This window comes from Hallerella porci, assembly GCF_003148885.1.
GTDB lineage: Bacteria > Fibrobacterota > Fibrobacteria > Fibrobacterales > Fibrobacteraceae > Hallerella > Hallerella porci.
Genome location: NZ_QGHD01000023.1, coordinates 25,375 through 40,661 on the forward strand (window position 1 = coordinate 25,375; position 15,287 = coordinate 40,661).

General features: G+C 45.9%; 16 protein-coding genes. 13 read left to right on the forward strand and 3 right to left on the reverse strand.

The window, feature by feature from the left end; translation table 11 throughout:
• Window positions 1-51 precede the first annotated feature (51 nt).
• From B0H50_RS09855 to B0H50_RS09865, 3 genes are all read left to right on the forward strand, one after another.
• Entirely contained in the window at window positions 52-1,629 is a 1,578-nt protein-coding gene (locus B0H50_RS09855) for a hypothetical protein (protein WP_106199429.1), read from the forward strand.
• A 41-nt stretch (window positions 1,630-1,670) separates the two neighbouring features.
• Window positions 1,671-3,236 carry a GNAT family N-acetyltransferase gene (locus tag B0H50_RS09860; RefSeq protein WP_109587639.1) on the forward strand — a complete coding sequence of 522 codons (1,566 nt, stop codon included), beginning with the start codon at window positions 1,671-1,673 and terminating at the stop codon, window positions 3,234-3,236.
• Window positions 3,237-3,538: 302 nt separating this feature from the next.
• Window positions 3,539-4,390, forward strand: a complete 852-nt coding sequence (locus tag B0H50_RS09865; RefSeq protein ID WP_106199434.1) for a TIGR02147 family protein — start codon at window positions 3,539-3,541, stop codon at window positions 4,388-4,390.
• A 63-nt stretch (window positions 4,391-4,453) separates the two neighbouring features.
• Here the strand turns inward: B0H50_RS09865 and B0H50_RS09870 are convergent, their stop codons facing one another.
• Window positions 4,454-5,149 (reverse strand): hypothetical protein, encoded by a 696-nt coding sequence (locus B0H50_RS09870; RefSeq protein ID WP_109587640.1) that lies wholly within the window; start codon window positions 5,147-5,149, stop codon window positions 4,454-4,456.
• A gap of 317 nt (window positions 5,150-5,466) precedes the next feature.
• Between B0H50_RS09870 and lexA the strand changes: the two genes are divergently transcribed.
• Window positions 5,467-6,120: a transcriptional repressor LexA gene (lexA, locus tag B0H50_RS09880; RefSeq protein ID WP_158256514.1), complete on the forward strand. Its 654-nt coding sequence runs from the start codon at window positions 5,467-5,469 to the stop codon at window positions 6,118-6,120.
• A gap of 82 nt (window positions 6,121-6,202) precedes the next feature.
• Here lexA and B0H50_RS09885 read toward each other — a convergent pair whose 3' ends face one another.
• Window positions 6,203-6,802 (reverse strand): hypothetical protein, encoded by a 600-nt coding sequence (locus tag B0H50_RS09885; RefSeq protein ID WP_109587641.1) that lies wholly within the window; start codon window positions 6,800-6,802, stop codon window positions 6,203-6,205.
• 67 nt (window positions 6,803-6,869) lie between these two features.
• On the opposite strand from B0H50_RS09885, the gene B0H50_RS09890 reads away from it, so the two are divergent.
• The 9 genes from B0H50_RS09890 (at window position 6,870) to B0H50_RS09930 (ending at window position 14,136) form a co-directional block, all read left to right on the forward strand.
• Complete coding sequence (locus B0H50_RS09890) at window positions 6,870-7,352, forward strand: hypothetical protein (RefSeq protein ID WP_109587642.1); 483 nt, start codon at window positions 6,870-6,872, stop codon at window positions 7,350-7,352.
• Window positions 7,353-7,409: 57 nt separating this feature from the next.
• Window positions 7,410-9,233, forward strand: a complete 1,824-nt coding sequence (gene lepA, locus B0H50_RS09895; protein ID WP_106199449.1) for a translation elongation factor 4 — start codon at window positions 7,410-7,412, stop codon at window positions 9,231-9,233.
• 1 nt (window position 9,234) lies between these two features.
• Window positions 9,235-10,077 carry a S26 family signal peptidase gene (locus B0H50_RS09900; RefSeq protein ID WP_106199452.1) on the forward strand — a complete coding sequence of 281 codons (843 nt, stop codon included), beginning with the start codon at window positions 9,235-9,237 and terminating at the stop codon, window positions 10,075-10,077.
• A gap of 94 nt (window positions 10,078-10,171) precedes the next feature.
• A complete protein-coding gene (rpsP, locus tag B0H50_RS09905; protein WP_106199455.1) occupies window positions 10,172-10,585 on the forward strand; it encodes a 30S ribosomal protein S16 in 414 nt (137 codons plus the stop codon).
• 61 nt (window positions 10,586-10,646) lie between these two features.
• Entirely contained in the window at window positions 10,647-11,186 is a 540-nt protein-coding gene (gene rimM / locus B0H50_RS09910) for a ribosome maturation factor RimM (protein WP_106199457.1), read from the forward strand.
• Window positions 11,183-11,887, forward strand: coding sequence for a tRNA (guanosine(37)-N1)-methyltransferase TrmD (gene trmD, locus B0H50_RS09915; protein ID WP_106199459.1), 705 nt, complete (start codon window positions 11,183-11,185; stop codon window positions 11,885-11,887). The genes rimM and trmD overlap by 4 nt, the downstream gene beginning before the upstream one ends.
• A 15-nt stretch (window positions 11,888-11,902) precedes the next feature.
• Window positions 11,903-12,250 (forward strand): 50S ribosomal protein L19, encoded by a 348-nt coding sequence (rplS, locus tag B0H50_RS09920; protein WP_106199461.1) that lies wholly within the window; start codon window positions 11,903-11,905, stop codon window positions 12,248-12,250.
• Between the two features lie 18 nt (window positions 12,251-12,268).
• A complete protein-coding gene (locus B0H50_RS09925; RefSeq protein WP_106199463.1) occupies window positions 12,269-13,189 on the forward strand; it encodes a Crp/Fnr family transcriptional regulator in 921 nt (306 codons plus the stop codon).
• Window positions 13,186-14,136, forward strand: a complete 951-nt coding sequence (locus B0H50_RS09930; RefSeq protein ID WP_106199465.1) for a cyclic nucleotide-binding domain-containing protein — start codon at window positions 13,186-13,188, stop codon at window positions 14,134-14,136. The genes B0H50_RS09925 and B0H50_RS09930 overlap by 4 nt, the downstream gene beginning before the upstream one ends.
• 130 nt (window positions 14,137-14,266) lie before the next feature.
• Here B0H50_RS09930 and B0H50_RS09935 read toward each other — a convergent pair whose 3' ends face one another.
• Window positions 14,267-15,139 (reverse strand): fibrobacter succinogenes major paralogous domain-containing protein, encoded by an 873-nt coding sequence (locus tag B0H50_RS09935; protein ID WP_109587643.1) that lies wholly within the window; start codon window positions 15,137-15,139, stop codon window positions 14,267-14,269.
• Window positions 15,140-15,287 lie beyond the last annotated feature (148 nt).

A 15,287-nucleotide genomic window follows, 5' to 3' on the forward strand; every position in this document is an offset into this window, starting at 1 on the left:
TATTTTCCTCTTATGCGAGAAACGTTTTTCTTCAAAGAAAGTAAATTATAGATGATGCGTAAAATTTTACTCCCATTGCTTGCTGCAAGCTTGGCGTTCGGTGCTGACTTTGAACGTTCAAACTGGCATACTCAGACTTTTTTTCAGGTTGAACCTTACACTCCGATCACCTTCGAAGGAAAGGGGCAACTCTTAAACGAAAAAATCGACGAAGACGTTTACACCGTGCCGATGTCGCTCGGTTTCCTCTTCAGCCCGCTGTTTACTCCGCTTTTCAAAGCCGACATTCCATTTACCTTATGGCTCGGTGCCCAATTCGGTGAATTTCAATTCGGCGAAATTTCCTCCGGCGCGGATTATACCTATAACGGCGCACAATCGGGCAGCGGCAACGAACTCTCCTTTATGTCGTTTAATCCCGCTGGCCTCGCAGGTTTCTCGGTCAATTTAATCGGGAATTTGGACTTGCGCATCTTGGGCGGTATCGGTCTTCAATATTATCGTTTCGAAAATAAAGAAACCGCGACGACGAAAACGCATTCGGAAACTTCTCTCAGCTACTTTGTCGAAGGCGGCTTAGAATATCGCATCGCCGAAATTTTCCGCGACGGCGACCTCAAAATCGGTTTGCATGTGAAAAAAGCCTTCAATAAAATTGAAGACATCAAAGCAACTCCGGAATACAAATCGAACACCGAAAATCTTTCTATCCCAGGCGCTTACTCGGGAGTTGAATTTACCAAAGTAGAAACCAAGCTTCCCGTACGCATCGGCCTTGAAATTTCTTTGGAATTCGGCAGAGAAAGTCGCCGCGACCGCAGAATGCGTTTTGCTCTCCGCGACCGCGATGCGCAGCTCCGCAACAATTCCGAAGTCAAAGACACTCTCTCGGATTGGGACTGCATGGCAATTGAACGCGATTACCGTTTCTTCCTCGAAAACGGTCAGTTGCCCGACATGAGCGAAAAATATACGAAGGCTCAGTTCAACGATGTCCTCGAAAGCTATCTCGCATTCTGCCATCCGGAAGATCTCGCGACGAAAGAACAACTTTACAGCACATTGGATTCGAACAAAGTCCAGTTGAAGGAATACCAAGTTTCTCAAGAAGATGCTCGTTACAAACAAGTGATGGCATCGAACGATCCGGAAATGATGGAAATGTTCTTGCAATACTATCCGAATTCCGCGTATCGCAAAGACATCGAAGCCAAGCTCCAAGTCGTCGGCGATTACCAAATTTTCAAGAAGGCGCAAGAAGCGAATACATTTAAATCTTATTTGGATTACTTGTCCAACTTCCCGCAAGGTCAATTCCGCGACGAAGCCGAAGAATGCATTTTCCGCTTGGTGCAAGAAAGCAACCGCGAAAAAGATTATCAGATTTATCTGAAGCGTTTCCCGGACGGCCGTTTCGTGAACGAAGCCAATGCCGCTCTCCAAGAAATGCAAGCGCCTGCGACAAGTGCCGTCGAAAGCACTCCAGAACCGGAACAAGTCGAAGAGCCCGAAGAAGAGGAAGTTCAACCAAAGGCAAAAGTTTCGAAATCCAAGAAATCTAAATCAAAAGCAAAAGCCAAATCCAAGGCAAAGCCGAAGAAAAAGACTTCTAAGAAAAAGAAAAAGTAAATTGCAAAAGCTTTCGTTTTTACGGAAGCTTTTTTTTGTAAATGAAAATCATGTTTCAGCCGATAAGTCTTTCGAGCAAATCGATTTTTGAAAAATATCTGCGTGCGGCAAATAAACAATGCTGCGATTACGCCTTCGCCAATCTCTTTGCGTGGTCCAAGTATTACCAAACCGTTTGGTGCGAATTTGAAAATTTTCTGATTATCCGTTTTCACGTTGCAGGCTCCGAAAAATGGGCGTACTTAGAACCTCTCGGAACGGGCGACGCTACCGCAGCGATTCAATTTATCTTTCGCGATGCCGCAAACGAAACGAAGCAGCCGGTGCGATTTTTTTCCATTTCACAAGAATTCGTAAACCGATACCAAGCTCTGCCCGAAATGCAAACGCAGCGATTTTACACCGACCGCAGTTTCGGCAATTACATTTACAGCCGCGAAAAATTAGCGCATCTCGCCGGGCGAAAACTCCATTCCAAGCGCAATCACATTACGCAATTTGATAAGCGTTATCCGACCGCAAAATTTGAAATTTTAAATCCCGAAAAACACGCTGCAGCATTGCACAAGCTCATCACAAAGTGGTGTCAAACTCAAGAAGTCGAAACGTCGACGATTCGCCACGAAAAAGAAATGATTGAAAATTCCCTAGCCCATTACGCGGAATTAAATTTATTCGGCATTCTTTTATCCGTTGACGAAAACGCAATCGCCTTTTCTTTTGGTTCTCAAATTAACCAAAACACTTTTTACGTTCATGTCGAAAAAGCGGACACGCAATACGAAGGCGCTTACGCCAAAATCAATCAGCTCATGGCAGAAAATTTGCCCGCAGAAATTGAATGGATTAACCGCGAAGAAGATATGGGACTTTCCTCTTTGCGCAAATCCAAGTTGTCGTATTTTCCCGATGCGATTTCCGCAGAATATTTTTCGACGAGCAAAAATTCCACAGAGAATGACATTTGGGAATTATGGCAAAAAGCCTTCCCCGAAGATTCCGATGAATTTCTCGCGACTTTCATTTTTCCTTATTCCAATCCGTCCACGCAAATTACGCATTACGAAAACGGAAAACTCGCCTCGATGCTTCACCTCATTTCCTTTTCTAGCAAATGGGGAAAAGTCGCCTACATTTACGGACTCGCCACCGATCCAGAATTCAGCGGAAAAGGTTTTGCCAAAAAAGTCATCTTCAACGCGATGCAGCGCGCGAAAGAAAACGGCTGCACTTGCATTTGCGCCATTCAAGCCAATCTCCAATTTACCGCATGGCAAACGCAATTTGATTTTACGCCGCCGAGCGTCACCATTCAATTTCAAACCGAAGATGGTTTTGATTTTGGCGGCGAAGAAGAAGACATCCATCGCGGCATTTTCCGCATTCTCGACGTTCAAACTTTTCTGCAAAAATTTGCCGCCACGCATTCCGATTCTACCGAAAAAATTTCCGTAAACGATTCCATTTTCCTAGAAAACACAGGAGTTTACTCCCTCCAAAACGGAAAAACCTCCAAAATTTCAAATCTCCCCGAAAAATCCATTCAAACCATCAACGCATTTTTTCAAAATAATGTTGAAAATGAGAAATTAGGAATGAGGAGTTAGGAATTTAAAGTTTGGTGCGCCGAAGGCCGCTGAGATAAGCGCAAAATTTTAATCGGTAAATTTGTAAAATATTCGCACGAAACAGACAAGCTAGAAGAGCTCTCGGAAGAGTTCATTTGATTTTGCTGGGAGACTAGAAGAGACCTCGGAAACCTCTTTTTGTTTTACTAGGAGACTGTCGCCCACGGGCAACTTCGCTGCGAGTTTTTGAACTGAGAACTCTCATTTTTTCCGTTGTTCCTAGACAACGCTAAAATCAAACATTCTCATTGTCGATGCTTTGATTTATCTACATTCTAAGTATGACAGAGAAAAAAGAACAGCGCAAAATTTTTGAATACCTGGACTACAGGCAATTTTTGCAGGATTATTATCAGTCAAAAAAGGCTGAAAATTCCGCGTTTTCTCTGCGTGCTTTTTCCGATAAAATCGGATTCAAAGCCAAAGATTTCATTAGCCGCGTGATGCAAGGCGACAAAAACCTTTCGGCACAAAGCATTCAAAAAATTATTTCCGGGCTAAAATTCGGCAAACGCGAAGCCGCATTCTTCGAAGATCTCGTTTGGTTTAATCAAGCCGAAACGATGGAAGAAAAGAACAGCTGGTTTCAAAAAATGCAGAACGAGCTGAAAATCGTCCGCTTTACCGCGGGGCAGCATCAACTCGCCTTTTATCAATATCAAGTTTATTCTCATTGGCGGCATCTTGTTGTCCGCTCTCTCATCGGAATGTTCGGATTTCACGGGGATTTTGCAACTCTCGCCAAATCCGTTCACCCGCCGATTACCATCGACGAAGCCAAAGAATCCGTTGCATTACTCGAAAAATGCAATCTCGTCAAAGAAGAAGAAGACGGTTCTTACGTTTTGGTGAATAAAGACATTACGACTGGCGACAGAACTTCTCGTATTGCCCTTCGCGGATTTCATCAACATTGCTTAGCGCTCGGTGCTGCTTCCATCGACCGCGATCCCCCACAACTGCGAAATATTTCGGGTTTAACGCTAGGAATTTCGCAATCCGCCTACGAAAAAATCGTCGAACGGATGAGCGCATTTCGAAAAGAAATTGCCCAAATCGCCGACGAAGACGAAGAAGCCGATAAAGTTTATCAATTGCAACTTTTACTTTTCCCAATCGGGGGAAAATTATAATCGCGCAGCCAAGCCGCGCGATTATAAAAGCAAAAAGCCCCGCTTGCGCGGGGCTCTTTTTATTTATGCATTCGGAGTTTCTTCTGCCGAATCAAAATCTTCTACCGGGAGCTTTTTCACCACATTGCGGCGACCATAGCGAACTTTTGCCGGGTCAAATTCTGCACCGACGGCTTCGGGTTCTGCGCTAGGAGCAGCAGGAGCTGCGGGAGCAACCGGAGCGGCTGCAGGAGCTTCTGGGAGAGTTGCTTGCACACGCGGCGGAAGCGGACGACGTCCTTCTGTACGCGGAGCTTCTTGAACAGGCGCAACAGGAGCCGGAGTCGGTTCCACGGGAGCAGGTGCCGGAGCAACCGGAGCGGATTCCACCGGAGCTGCAATCGGAGCCTGAGCTTCTGCCGGAACAAATTCACGGCGACCCGGGCGGCGTTCACGACGATCATCGCGACGAGCATTGCGGTCATCGCGGCGGTCATTTCTGTCACGGTTGAAAGAAGGGCGATCCTGACGGTTCGCCGGAGCGTTATTCGTATTGGCACGATCACGGCGGTCATTGTTGCGATTGTTGTCGCGGCGGTCATTATTACGCGCAGCCATTTCCTGAGCGTTGACCGGATGACGATTCGGCTTCAGATTTGTATCCGAAACACGTTTAACAATCGGAGTATGCATATCCGTAATGATCTTATTCACCTTGGACAGAATAACGAATCCAAGGATCACCGCGAGAGCGGCGAGTGCGAGAGTGATGTATTCCATTTAATGTACCTCAATCAAAGGGTGGCACGAAAAGCGGCTGGAAGGACCGTGATTTTCGCGGAAGTCGTGATACGGGAGCCATTTACCAACGCTCTAAGAGCTCAACGGCTATGTGAAAAGGCCCAAAAACGGGCAAAATCGCTAAACAGCGAAAAGAAGAAACGACTTCGTCGCCTAATTTAGATAATTATCATTAAAAGAGATTCCAAAATTTGACAAATTCGTCTAGAAAAAAAGAAAATAAAAAATGTGCAGTGAATATATTGACAATTAAACAAATGTGCACTATTTTTAAAGAAAAAGAACGAGGTATTTTTATGGATACAAAAAAAGCGCTAACCGAACGCCAACAAGAAATTTTTGATTACATCCGTTCCTGCACCGAGCGGGGAAAAATGCCGCCTACCGTCCGCGAAATCGGCGATAAATTCGGAATTTCTTCGACCAACGGCGTCCGCTCCATTTTAGCCGCTCTCATTAAAAAAGGCTACATTCGGCGCGCGCCCCGTTTAAGCCGCGGCATTGAAATTTTGGAAGAATCCGAAAATTCTCTCCAAGAAACCCAAGAAACGTCCGAATCTTCAACCGTAGAAGTGCCGATTATCGGGCGTGTCGCTGCTGGCGCTCCCATTTTAGCCGTTCAAAATATCGAAGGCACCGTTACCGTGGATCGCGATTTTCTCGCAAGTCAGCCGAATGTGTTTGCGCTTCATGTCAAAGGCGATTCGATGATTAACGCGGGCATTTTTGATGGAGACTTAGTCTTTGCGCGTTCCCAAACGGTCGCAGAACGCGGAGAAATGATTATCGCTCAAGTTGATGACGAAGCAACCGTCAAATACTACCAACCGCAGATCGATCACATTGAACTGCGCCCCGCCAACCCCAAATATCAGCCGATTATAGTCCACTCCAATCAAAAATTTTCGATTGCGGGGCGCGTCATCGGCGTTCTCCGTAAAATCAACTAATGTAACAGCAAAAGAGCGCCGCTTTCGCGACGCTCTTTTTGTCAATCATCAAACAAAGGAGTGTTTTTTTCGGCAATTTAATTTACATATCCGAATCGTCTAAGTCCAAATCCTTATCCGCTTCGTCAATTTCTTCTTGAGAAGGCGCTTCGCCAAAGTCATCGTCATCGCGCGCTTCGTCCAAAGAATCCATTCCAAGGCGATTTGCTTGATAATTCAAGTGGCGAGCTTCTTTCGAACGGCCAAGTCCTAAAATTTCGGCACATTCTTCGCAGTAGCCCAAATCTTTATCAACGCGGAAATCGGGAGAAACCGGATTTTTGCAGCATTTGGAGCAAAGTTGATGCGAACATTCTTTTAAGAAGCGATCGTTTTCTTCTTGAAGTTCTGCGATGACGCGAGCATAAAGCTCTTCCGAAGTTTCCTCGGCAAGAGATGCGCGATGGCGAATACTCGTGGTCGGCTTTTCAACGGCATCTGGAGAAGATTTTTTCTTCGAAGTGCGATCTTCTTGATCCACTTCTTCGGAGAAGAACGGCGTTTTCATCAATTTGACATTGCCGCGCAAAAGAATCGCATCATTCTTTGCAGCATGAGAAGTCGTTTCCGTTTTTTTCCCAGACGACTTTGAGTCAAGCTCACGCTTATCCGATTCTTGCGAATCTTCTATCACATTTTCCACAGGCGGCTCTGGCGCTGGCTTCACTGGCGGCTTCGGCTCAGGATTTACCGACGTTTGGGCAGTCTGTTTGGGTGGTTTTGATGGATTGACATTCGCTTTTCCTGAAGAACCTTTCTTCGGAGTGGAAGCGTTTCCATTCTTTGTCTTATTTTTCGTCGGAGTTACCTTTACCGCAGGCTTTGTTTCTTTTGTTCCAGACTTTGCTGTGGCTTTCGCCGGAACTTTCGATGCGGAAGAAGTTTTAGAAGTTGCTTTCGCGACTACTTTGGAACCTGCTTTTGACGCAGATTTTGCGGCAGAAGCCGACTTTTTCACCGCGGGCTTTGCCGCAGTTTTTGCCGGAGCCGCTTTTGTTGCAGGCGTTGACGCCGGTTTTCCCGCTTTTGCAATGGGCTTCGCTGCAGGCTTTTTCGCTGGTGCCGCTTTTTTTGCAGCAGAAGCCTTCGGCGCTGAAGCGCTTTTTTTAGCCGGAGCAGCTTTTACATTCTTTTTTTCTGGTACCGATTTCTTTGTAGACGGTTGTTTTTTTGAGCTCATGTCCCAAATATAGTTATTCTTTCCTTTTTCGTCTCAAACTTCGCCATTTAACTAGCTATATTTGCGGGCAATGGCCAAAATAGAAGATAACATTCGCAATTTTTCAATCATCGCCCACATTGACCACGGCAAATCCACTCTCGCCGACCGTCTTATCGAACTCACAAAGACCGTCGCCGAAAAAGATATGCAAAACCAACTTCTAGACGATATGGATCTAGAACGGGAACGGGGCATTACCATCAAAGCACACGCAATTCGTTTGCTGTATAACCGCGGCGATGAGCAATACATTTTGAATATGATCGATACGCCGGGGCACGTGGACTTTAGCTACGAAGTCAGCCGTTCCTTAGCCGCTTGCGAAGGCGCAATTCTCGTCGTCGATGCGACACAAGGCATCCAAGCGCAGACGCTTTCCAATTTGTACTTGGCGATTGAAAACGATTTGACCATTATTCCGGTTTTAAATAAAGTGGATTTGCCCAGTGCGAATCCCGACCATGTAGCGCAGCTCGTCGGAGATTTGCTCGGTTACGATCCCGAAAAAATTCCCCGCATTTCGGCGAAAACAGGCATTAACGTCGAAGAAGTTCTCGATCGCATCGTCGATGAAATTCCGGCCCCGAAAGGCGATTCCAAAGACAAATTACAAGCGCTCATTTTCGATTCGATGTACGATTCCTATCGCGGCGTGATCAACGACATTCGCATTTTCAACGGAACTCTCCGTCCGGGAATGGAAATTCAGCTGATGACGACTGGAGCGACTTATACCGTAACCGAAGTCGGCACCTTTACGATGAAACGGAATCCGCGCAAAGAACTCACCGCGGGCATGGTCGGCTACGTCCTCGCCAATGTGAAAACGATTAGCGATGTTAAAATCGGCGATACGATTACCGATGCCGATGATCCGGCGAGCGAACCGCTTCCGGGATACAAAGACATTCAGCCGATGATTTATTCGGGAATTTATCCGATTGATCCCGAAGATTATAAAAATCTGCGCGACGCTTTAGAAAAATTAAAATTGAACGATTCCGCACTCCAATGGGAACCGGAAACTTCGGACGCTCTCGGCTTCGGATTCCGCACCGGCTTCCTCGGACTTTTGCACATGGAAATTGTGCAAGAACGTTTGGACCGCGAATTCGGCGTGAACATTATTACGACCGTGCCGAACGTTGAATATCACGTTTATTTGACCGGCGGCGAAATGCTCAAAGTTTCGAGCCCATCCAAGCTCCCCGACGCTTCGCGTTACGACCGCATCGAAGAGCCTTACGTCAAAGCACAAATTTTTACGCCCAAAGATTTTGTCGGCGCCATTATGAAACTCTGCGAAGAGAAACGCGGCGAATTCGACAATATGGAATACATCGACGAGACGAAAGTCATTCTCAAATACAATTTACCGCTCGCCGAAATTATGTTCGATTTTTACGATCGGTTAAAGTCCATCAGTCGCGGTTACGGCGGACTCGATTACACACCGCTCGGCTATCGTCCGAATAATTTGGTGAAGCTCGACATTCTTTTGAACGGCGATCCGGTGGACGCATTCTCGGTAATCATTCACCGCGAAAAGTCTGCGTCTTACGCCAATGCGATTTGCGTTCGTCTCAAAGATTTAATTCCGCGTCAACAATTCGATGTTGCAATTCAAGGCGCCATCGGCGGAAAAATCATCAGCCGCAGCACGGTCAAAGCGGTTCGCAAAGACGTTCTCGCCAAATGCTACGGCGGCGATATTACCCGCAAACGCAAATTGTTAGAAAAGCAAAAAGAAGGCAAGAAGCGCATGAAGAGCATCGGCTCTGTCGAAGTGCCGCAAAAAGCATTCCTCGCTGTGCTCTCGCTTTCGGACGCCGGAAAATCTTCCGACGACTAATATGTCTGTCGCATCACGAGCCAAAAAACTGCAGCGGGCATCTTCCCGCAAGTGGAATTTTTTCTTCGGGATAATTCTCGCAGCGGTTTTATTCGTGAGCGTCGCATTACGATTTTACGTCATCGAGCCCATCCGCGTCATCGGAAATTCTCTTGACCCAATTGTTCCTGCGGGCTCTTCCATTTGGGTTTGCAAACTTCCTACTTGCACACATAAATTAACCCGCGGCGATATTGTTCTCATCCAATTGCCCGACGGCGAAAAAGTTTTGCGCGAAGTCTTCGGACTTCCGGGCGATTCGATTTTCATTTCTGCCGATGGAAAAATTCAAAGCGCCGAAAATTCTTTTACGTGGGAAGATGAATCCGAAATTATTTCCCCGAGAAATTTTCAAATTCCCCGCCGCGGCGATTCTTTGCAAATCAAAAATTTAAACGATATTTCTTTCGATTACGCCGTTGCGATGTTACAGCGCAAAAAAGGGCTGCGTAAATTTTACACCGAAGCCACGCTCTTCCGCGGAAAAGATTCTTTATCGCTTTCTCGAGTCGGCTCAACAAGCCTTGCTGGGCGTCCCGTCAGCATCCGCGAAATTCACGGATTCCATTGGCAAGAATATTTTTTAATCGGACTCCAAATCAACCGCGAAGATCCGGGAGCCACTCCTGTTCACTTTGAACGAAAAATTTTTAACGCCGAAGATTCGACCGAAATCAGCTCCATTCCCGTTCGCGAAAATTATTACTACGTCATTTGCACCCAAGGCAGCCGCTGCGAAGATTCGCGTCAATTCGGCTACATTTCACAGAAATCAATCCGCGCAAAAATGATTCATTTTCCATAAATCAAAAAAAAATTCAGTTAATTTGTGAGAAAATGACGGATTTTTAAAATTTCTTTCTATATTTGCACCCGAAAATCAACAAGAGGTATTTTCAATGTCTACAGTTATTCGTCTCGCTCGTTTTGGCAAGCGTCACCACTCCGTTTACCGCGCTGTTGTTATCGACAACCGCAAAGCCCGTAACGATAGCTTTATCGAACAGGTCGGCTTCTATGATCCGAACCAGAAGCAGCCGGTGATCACTTTCGATCAAGAAAAGGTGATGAAGTGGCTCAAGACTGGTGCTCAACCGTCTGACACCGTCAAGTCTCTCTTGAAGAAAGTCGGCATCCTCGATCTCTTCCATGAAATCAAGGCAGGCCGTTCTATCGAAGGCAAGAACGCAACTCCGCGTCCGGACAAGGAAAAGAAGGCAAAACTCGGTCCTAAAGCGAAAGCTCGTCTCGAAGCAGAAAAGGCTGCTAAGGAAGCTCCGGCTGCCGCTGAAGAAGCAGCTCCGCAGGCCTAATTTCTTAAACGGTTTCTGCAGAACCCTGTGCTGCACTTTGCACGGGGTTTTCTTTTGAAACATGGAAAACGCAATCGATAAAGATTTGGTCGTCGTCGGACACTTGATGCGCACCCACGGATTCAAGGGTGAAATCAAATGTGCCCCGCAAACTCACGACATTAAACGCTGTCAGAAATTGACAACGGTTTATGCGTTATGCAGCAAAGACACGCTCCCGCTGAAAGTCGAAAATGCACGCATTGCAGGCGATCTTTGGATTCTCAAATTCCAAGGCTACGATTCTCCAGCATCGTTAAAATCGCTCGTCAACGCTGACATTTGCGTTCCCATGTCCGAACGGATTCCGGCTCCCGAAGGCAAATATTACTTTTCTGATTTAGAAGGCTATTCCGTCATCGGAGACGCCGATCAAGAAATCGCAAAAGTACTTTCGGTAGAAGTTCTCCCCAGCGTCAACGCATTCCGTTTTACATACAAAGGAAGCGAGATCCTCGCCCCGTGGATTAAGGAATGCGTCGGTGAAATCAATTCAGAAAAACGCACCGTTAAAATTTCAGAAGTTTTTCTTCAAAAACTTTTTGAGATGAGGGTCGAATGAGAATTGATTGCATCACCATTTTCCCCGAAATGTTTGCTCCGATTTCGCAGTCGATTGTCGGCAGAGCGCAAAAGAACGGACTGTTTTCATTCAATACGGTTTACCTCCGCGATTTTGCGGTGAATGATTATGGTCAAGTTGACGACTCTCCTTACGGCGGCGAACCGGGCATGGTACTCCGACCAGAACCTTTGGCTGCGGCTATTCAAAGCACCCATGTCAAAGAAGACGGCGGCAAAGTCATCTATCTTACCGCAGACGGTGTGCCGTTTTCGCACAAATTAGCCTCCGAACTTTCTCACGAAGAACATTTGGTGCTAGTCTGCGGCCATTACAAGGGAATTGACGAACGCATTCGCGAAAATTACGTCGATCTCGAAATCTCCATCGGTGATTTTGTGGTCAGCGGCGGCGAACTTCCTGCAATGCTTGTAACCGATGCTGTTGTCCGGCTCCTCCCTGGCGCTCTCGGACACAAAGAATCCGGCGAAACAGATTCATTTGCTCAGGGACCTCTCGGCTGGCCCGTCTATACCAGACCCGAGGTTTTTGAAGGAAAATCCGTTCCAGAAGTGCTCCTTTCGGGGCATCATCAGCGGATTTCCGAGTGGAGAAGGGCGGAATCTTTAAAAAGAACGCAAGAAAGACGCCCCGACATCTACGAAAAGTTGCAAATAGATACTAAATTTGGCACACAATAACAGAGGTCACATCTTATGTCCCTTAACATCGAAGCTATTCAGCAAGAAAACAAGAAATCGGATATTCCGGAAATCCGTACCGGCGATACCGTCACGGTCAACGTGAAGGTGATCGAAGGCACCAAGGAACGCATTCAGCCGTTCAAGGGTGTCGTCATCCAGCAGAAGAACACTGGCATTTGCGAAACTGTTACCGTCCGCAAGATGACCGATGGCGTTGCTATCGAACGTATTTTCCCGGTGCACAGCCCGCGTATCGCTTCTTTCGAAGTGAACCGCAAGGGTAAGGTTCGCAAGGCTCGCATTTACTACATGCGCAACCTCGCTGGTAAGGCTGCCCGTATCGAAAAGCGCGAAGCTTAATTTTTCCGGCGGTTTCCCGTGAACCCGGGCGATCCCGAAAAGAAAGCAACAAATTTACCACTTGAGCGGTTTTCCGTTCAAGCGGGTTTTGTTGTTTTTAAAAAAGGCCAAAAAGCTTCTGAAATGGTCTACGTCGAAGAAGGCGAACTCGAAGCCTTTGACGATGAAAAGATGCTTTACAATATCCCGCAAGGATCTTTGATCGGGGTTTCATCGGTAATGGATGGAACTCCTTTTGTGTATTCTGTCCGCGCAGGAAAGCCCGCAGTACTTATCCGCATTGGGCAAAAAGCGATGGAGCAAGTGCTCAAGCAAGTGCCTCCGTGGATGCTTTTGACGATGAAAGTTCTCTCGCAAAAAGCAAAAGACGGAAAGGCTGCATTATCGAAGCCCATTTATGCGAGCGTTCTCGAAAGTTTTGCGTTATTCTTAGCGACGCGTGCCGTTAACAAGCCTCTCGATACCGCTGCGGTTATCCGCGAATACATGTGGCAAACGCGCACCGAAAAAGAAGAAGTTACCATCGCATTAAAAGAACTTATCCGCCGCAAATTTGTGAAATTAGAAGCCGGCGAAAACGGCGAACAAAACGCTAAAATGCTTTTGGTCAAGCCAAAACTTTTCCGCATTCTCGTGGAATATTTGCAGGCTGAGCGCAAAAACGAAACGTATCCCGCTTACGGACTTTCGAAGCGCGAACGCGCGTGCCTTGAATTTTTAGGGCTCGAAAATTCTCTCTTTACACGCTCCCGCGATGAATGGCTTAAGTATTTGAAAATTGCGACTCCCGACGCCGACATTATCGTCATCATTAAATTTTTGGAGCTCGGCATTTTTTCCGAAATTCCGAATACGCAAAAACTCTTTTTGGAAACCGTCGTCTTGGATAAATATCTGAGCGCAATTCACGGCGAACGCAATATCCGAGGGCTTTTATGAAAAAACTTTTGCCCCGCGACATTCTCTTTCAAGAAGGTGCTCAAGACGGTAAATTGTATATCGTCCGCAAAGGCGAACTGTTAATTCAAAAGAAAGAAGGTTCGCGCATTAAAAGTTTTAAAACTCTCGGACCCAATTCCATCATCGGCGAAGAATCGCTTTTATTTAACGCCCCGCATCCGTTTACTCTCCGCGCGACGGATTCCGTAGAAGTCGAAGAAATTTCCCGCGAAGATTTAAAAAACGTCTGCGAAAAATTGCCCGCTTGGTTCCCGCCGCTTTTGCATTTTTTAGCGAAGCACACACATCGTCTCGAAGAAAATCGCAAGACGATTGACAAAATTCACGCGCTGCCCACTCTCCTTTTTCTTTGCGCAAAATATTTGAGAAAAAGCGAAGATGGAAAATTCAAAGTGGAGCCTTTGACCGATGATTTGCATGTCATCAACGGGCTCGGTTACAATGAAACTTTTGAACTTCTCCGTGCGCTTTGCAATCTCGGTATCGCAGAAATTATCCCGGGCGAATACATCCAAATTCACTTTTATCGGAAGAATTTACCGCAGCTTTTATACCGCACCCTTTTAAAACGCAAGCACAGTAAGCAACTTCCGATTTCACTTCTTTCGGCAAACGATCAGACCATTCTCACCGCATTTATCGCAGTCGCAAAGACGAAAGGTTTAGAAAAACAAGGCAGCACTTTTATTCGGCAAAAAGACTTTTTGGTAAAATACAAAGAACTTTTCCCCGGCATAAAATTGACGCATCGTTCATTCGAAAATCTTGTGCAATGCGGTTATCTGTTTACCGTTCCCGAATTTTCGCCGAATTTGGATTTCAAAAATATCGAAGAATTTTACGCAGACAAAGAAGCCATCAAAGATTTGGTAGAACTCAATCGCGTTTACCCGCTCCTCGACAAACAACTTGTTGAAAATCTGTAATTTAATGAGGAAGGAGATGATGGCGCACCGTATAGGCACGCAAGGGGAAGCGAACTCGTTCAATTTGACCATTCTTCTTTTGCGGTCGCGGGCAGGTAACGCCCGCGACAAATAAATCGAATGCGCTACGCTATTCTGCTAAGACAGGGCGAACAGAGCGACCTATGCGGCGGTGTATGTCCTTCATGGTGCTGTAACCCGAAAGGAAGTTAAAGATGTAAGCGTAATTGCTGGTGGCCGGAGTAGAGCTCCAGTAGTAGCCGCGACTGCCTACATCCAACAAGCTATCGCCACGGTTCCCTGCTGCAGGGAGGAATATGCTGTTACCATTTGGATCTGTTACCATAGCACCATCAACACCATTTTTGGTTGTCCATTCCCATGTGCATTTTGATCCCAATTCATCCATTTGTTCGTATGTCGGCATTTTCCATTTGACGCCCCAGTTGGCAGTGGCTGCATCGTAATTTGCATTGCCTGCAATGTCGCCTAAATTACTATTTCCACAAGTTTGGCAATTTTCTGTGGTGTATTCTGCTTTTGGTTCTATTTCACCCCAAGCAAAGTAATCGCCAGAATCTTCTGGTTTTTTTGCACCCACATTTATGTTCGCCCATTTAGTGCCACTTGGGAGTCTTAAATCAACAGCGGTGTCTAAAAAGCTGCTCGATGAAATTTCAAATAACGCACTTGAACTAGAACTCGAATAAGCAAGTCCAGAATTTTGATTTATCCAACCGCCATTTAAACAAGTGTAAACAGCATTACTGTTTATCACATAAACACTAACACCGTTATTATCAAATGAACAAGGTACAAGATCACTTTCAGCAGATACTTGAATAAGATTGCCTCCGGAAACAAGTCCGGTATTTTGATTTATCCAATCGCCATTTAAACAAGTGTAAACAGCATCACTGTTTATCACATAAACACTAACACCGTTATTGTCAAATGAACAAGGTACAAGATCACTTTCAGCAGATACTTGGACTCTATCCATAAAACTGTGTCATTCACCACCAAGCATCATTTGAAAAATGATGTAAATTGAGGAACTATGATGACACACGAAGAATATAAAGAGATGATCAAAAAAGCAGCATCTCAGTTCAAAACAGGAAAGCCAATTTTTGGCAAAGACGGAGCAT

What these genes read in the sequence shown, in the direction of transcription:
- lexA (WP_158256514.1), top strand. Translation starts at nt 5,467, where the DNA reads ATGGATACAAAAAAAGCGCTAACCGAACGCCAACAAGAAATTTTTGAT.
- rimM (WP_106199457.1), top strand. Translation starts at nt 10,647, where the DNA reads ATGGAAAACGCAATCGATAAAGATTTGGTCGTCGTCGGACACTTGATG.
- B0H50_RS09870 (WP_109587640.1), bottom strand. Translation starts at nt 5,149, where the DNA reads ATGGAATACATCACTCTCGCACTCGCCGCTCTCGCGGTGATCCTTGGA.
- rpsP (WP_106199455.1), top strand. Translation starts at nt 10,172, where the DNA reads ATGTCTACAGTTATTCGTCTCGCTCGTTTTGGCAAGCGTCACCACTCC.
- B0H50_RS09865 (WP_106199434.1), top strand. Translation starts at nt 3,539, where the DNA reads ATGACAGAGAAAAAAGAACAGCGCAAAATTTTTGAATACCTGGACTAC.
- B0H50_RS09900 (WP_106199452.1), top strand. Translation starts at nt 9,235, where the DNA reads ATGTCTGTCGCATCACGAGCCAAAAAACTGCAGCGGGCATCTTCCCGC.
- B0H50_RS09855 (WP_106199429.1), top strand. Translation starts at nt 52, where the DNA reads ATGATGCGTAAAATTTTACTCCCATTGCTTGCTGCAAGCTTGGCGTTC.
- trmD (WP_106199459.1), top strand. Translation starts at nt 11,183, where the DNA reads ATGAGAATTGATTGCATCACCATTTTCCCCGAAATGTTTGCTCCGATT.
- lepA (WP_106199449.1), top strand. Translation starts at nt 7,410, where the DNA reads ATGGCCAAAATAGAAGATAACATTCGCAATTTTTCAATCATCGCCCAC.
- B0H50_RS09860 (WP_109587639.1), top strand. Translation starts at nt 1,671, where the DNA reads ATGAAAATCATGTTTCAGCCGATAAGTCTTTCGAGCAAATCGATTTTT.
- B0H50_RS09935 (WP_109587643.1), bottom strand. Translation starts at nt 15,139, where the DNA reads ATGGATAGAGTCCAAGTATCTGCTGAAAGTGATCTTGTACCTTGTTCA.
- rplS (WP_106199461.1), top strand. Translation starts at nt 11,903, where the DNA reads ATGTCCCTTAACATCGAAGCTATTCAGCAAGAAAACAAGAAATCGGAT.
- B0H50_RS09930 (WP_106199465.1), top strand. Translation starts at nt 13,186, where the DNA reads ATGAAAAAACTTTTGCCCCGCGACATTCTCTTTCAAGAAGGTGCTCAA.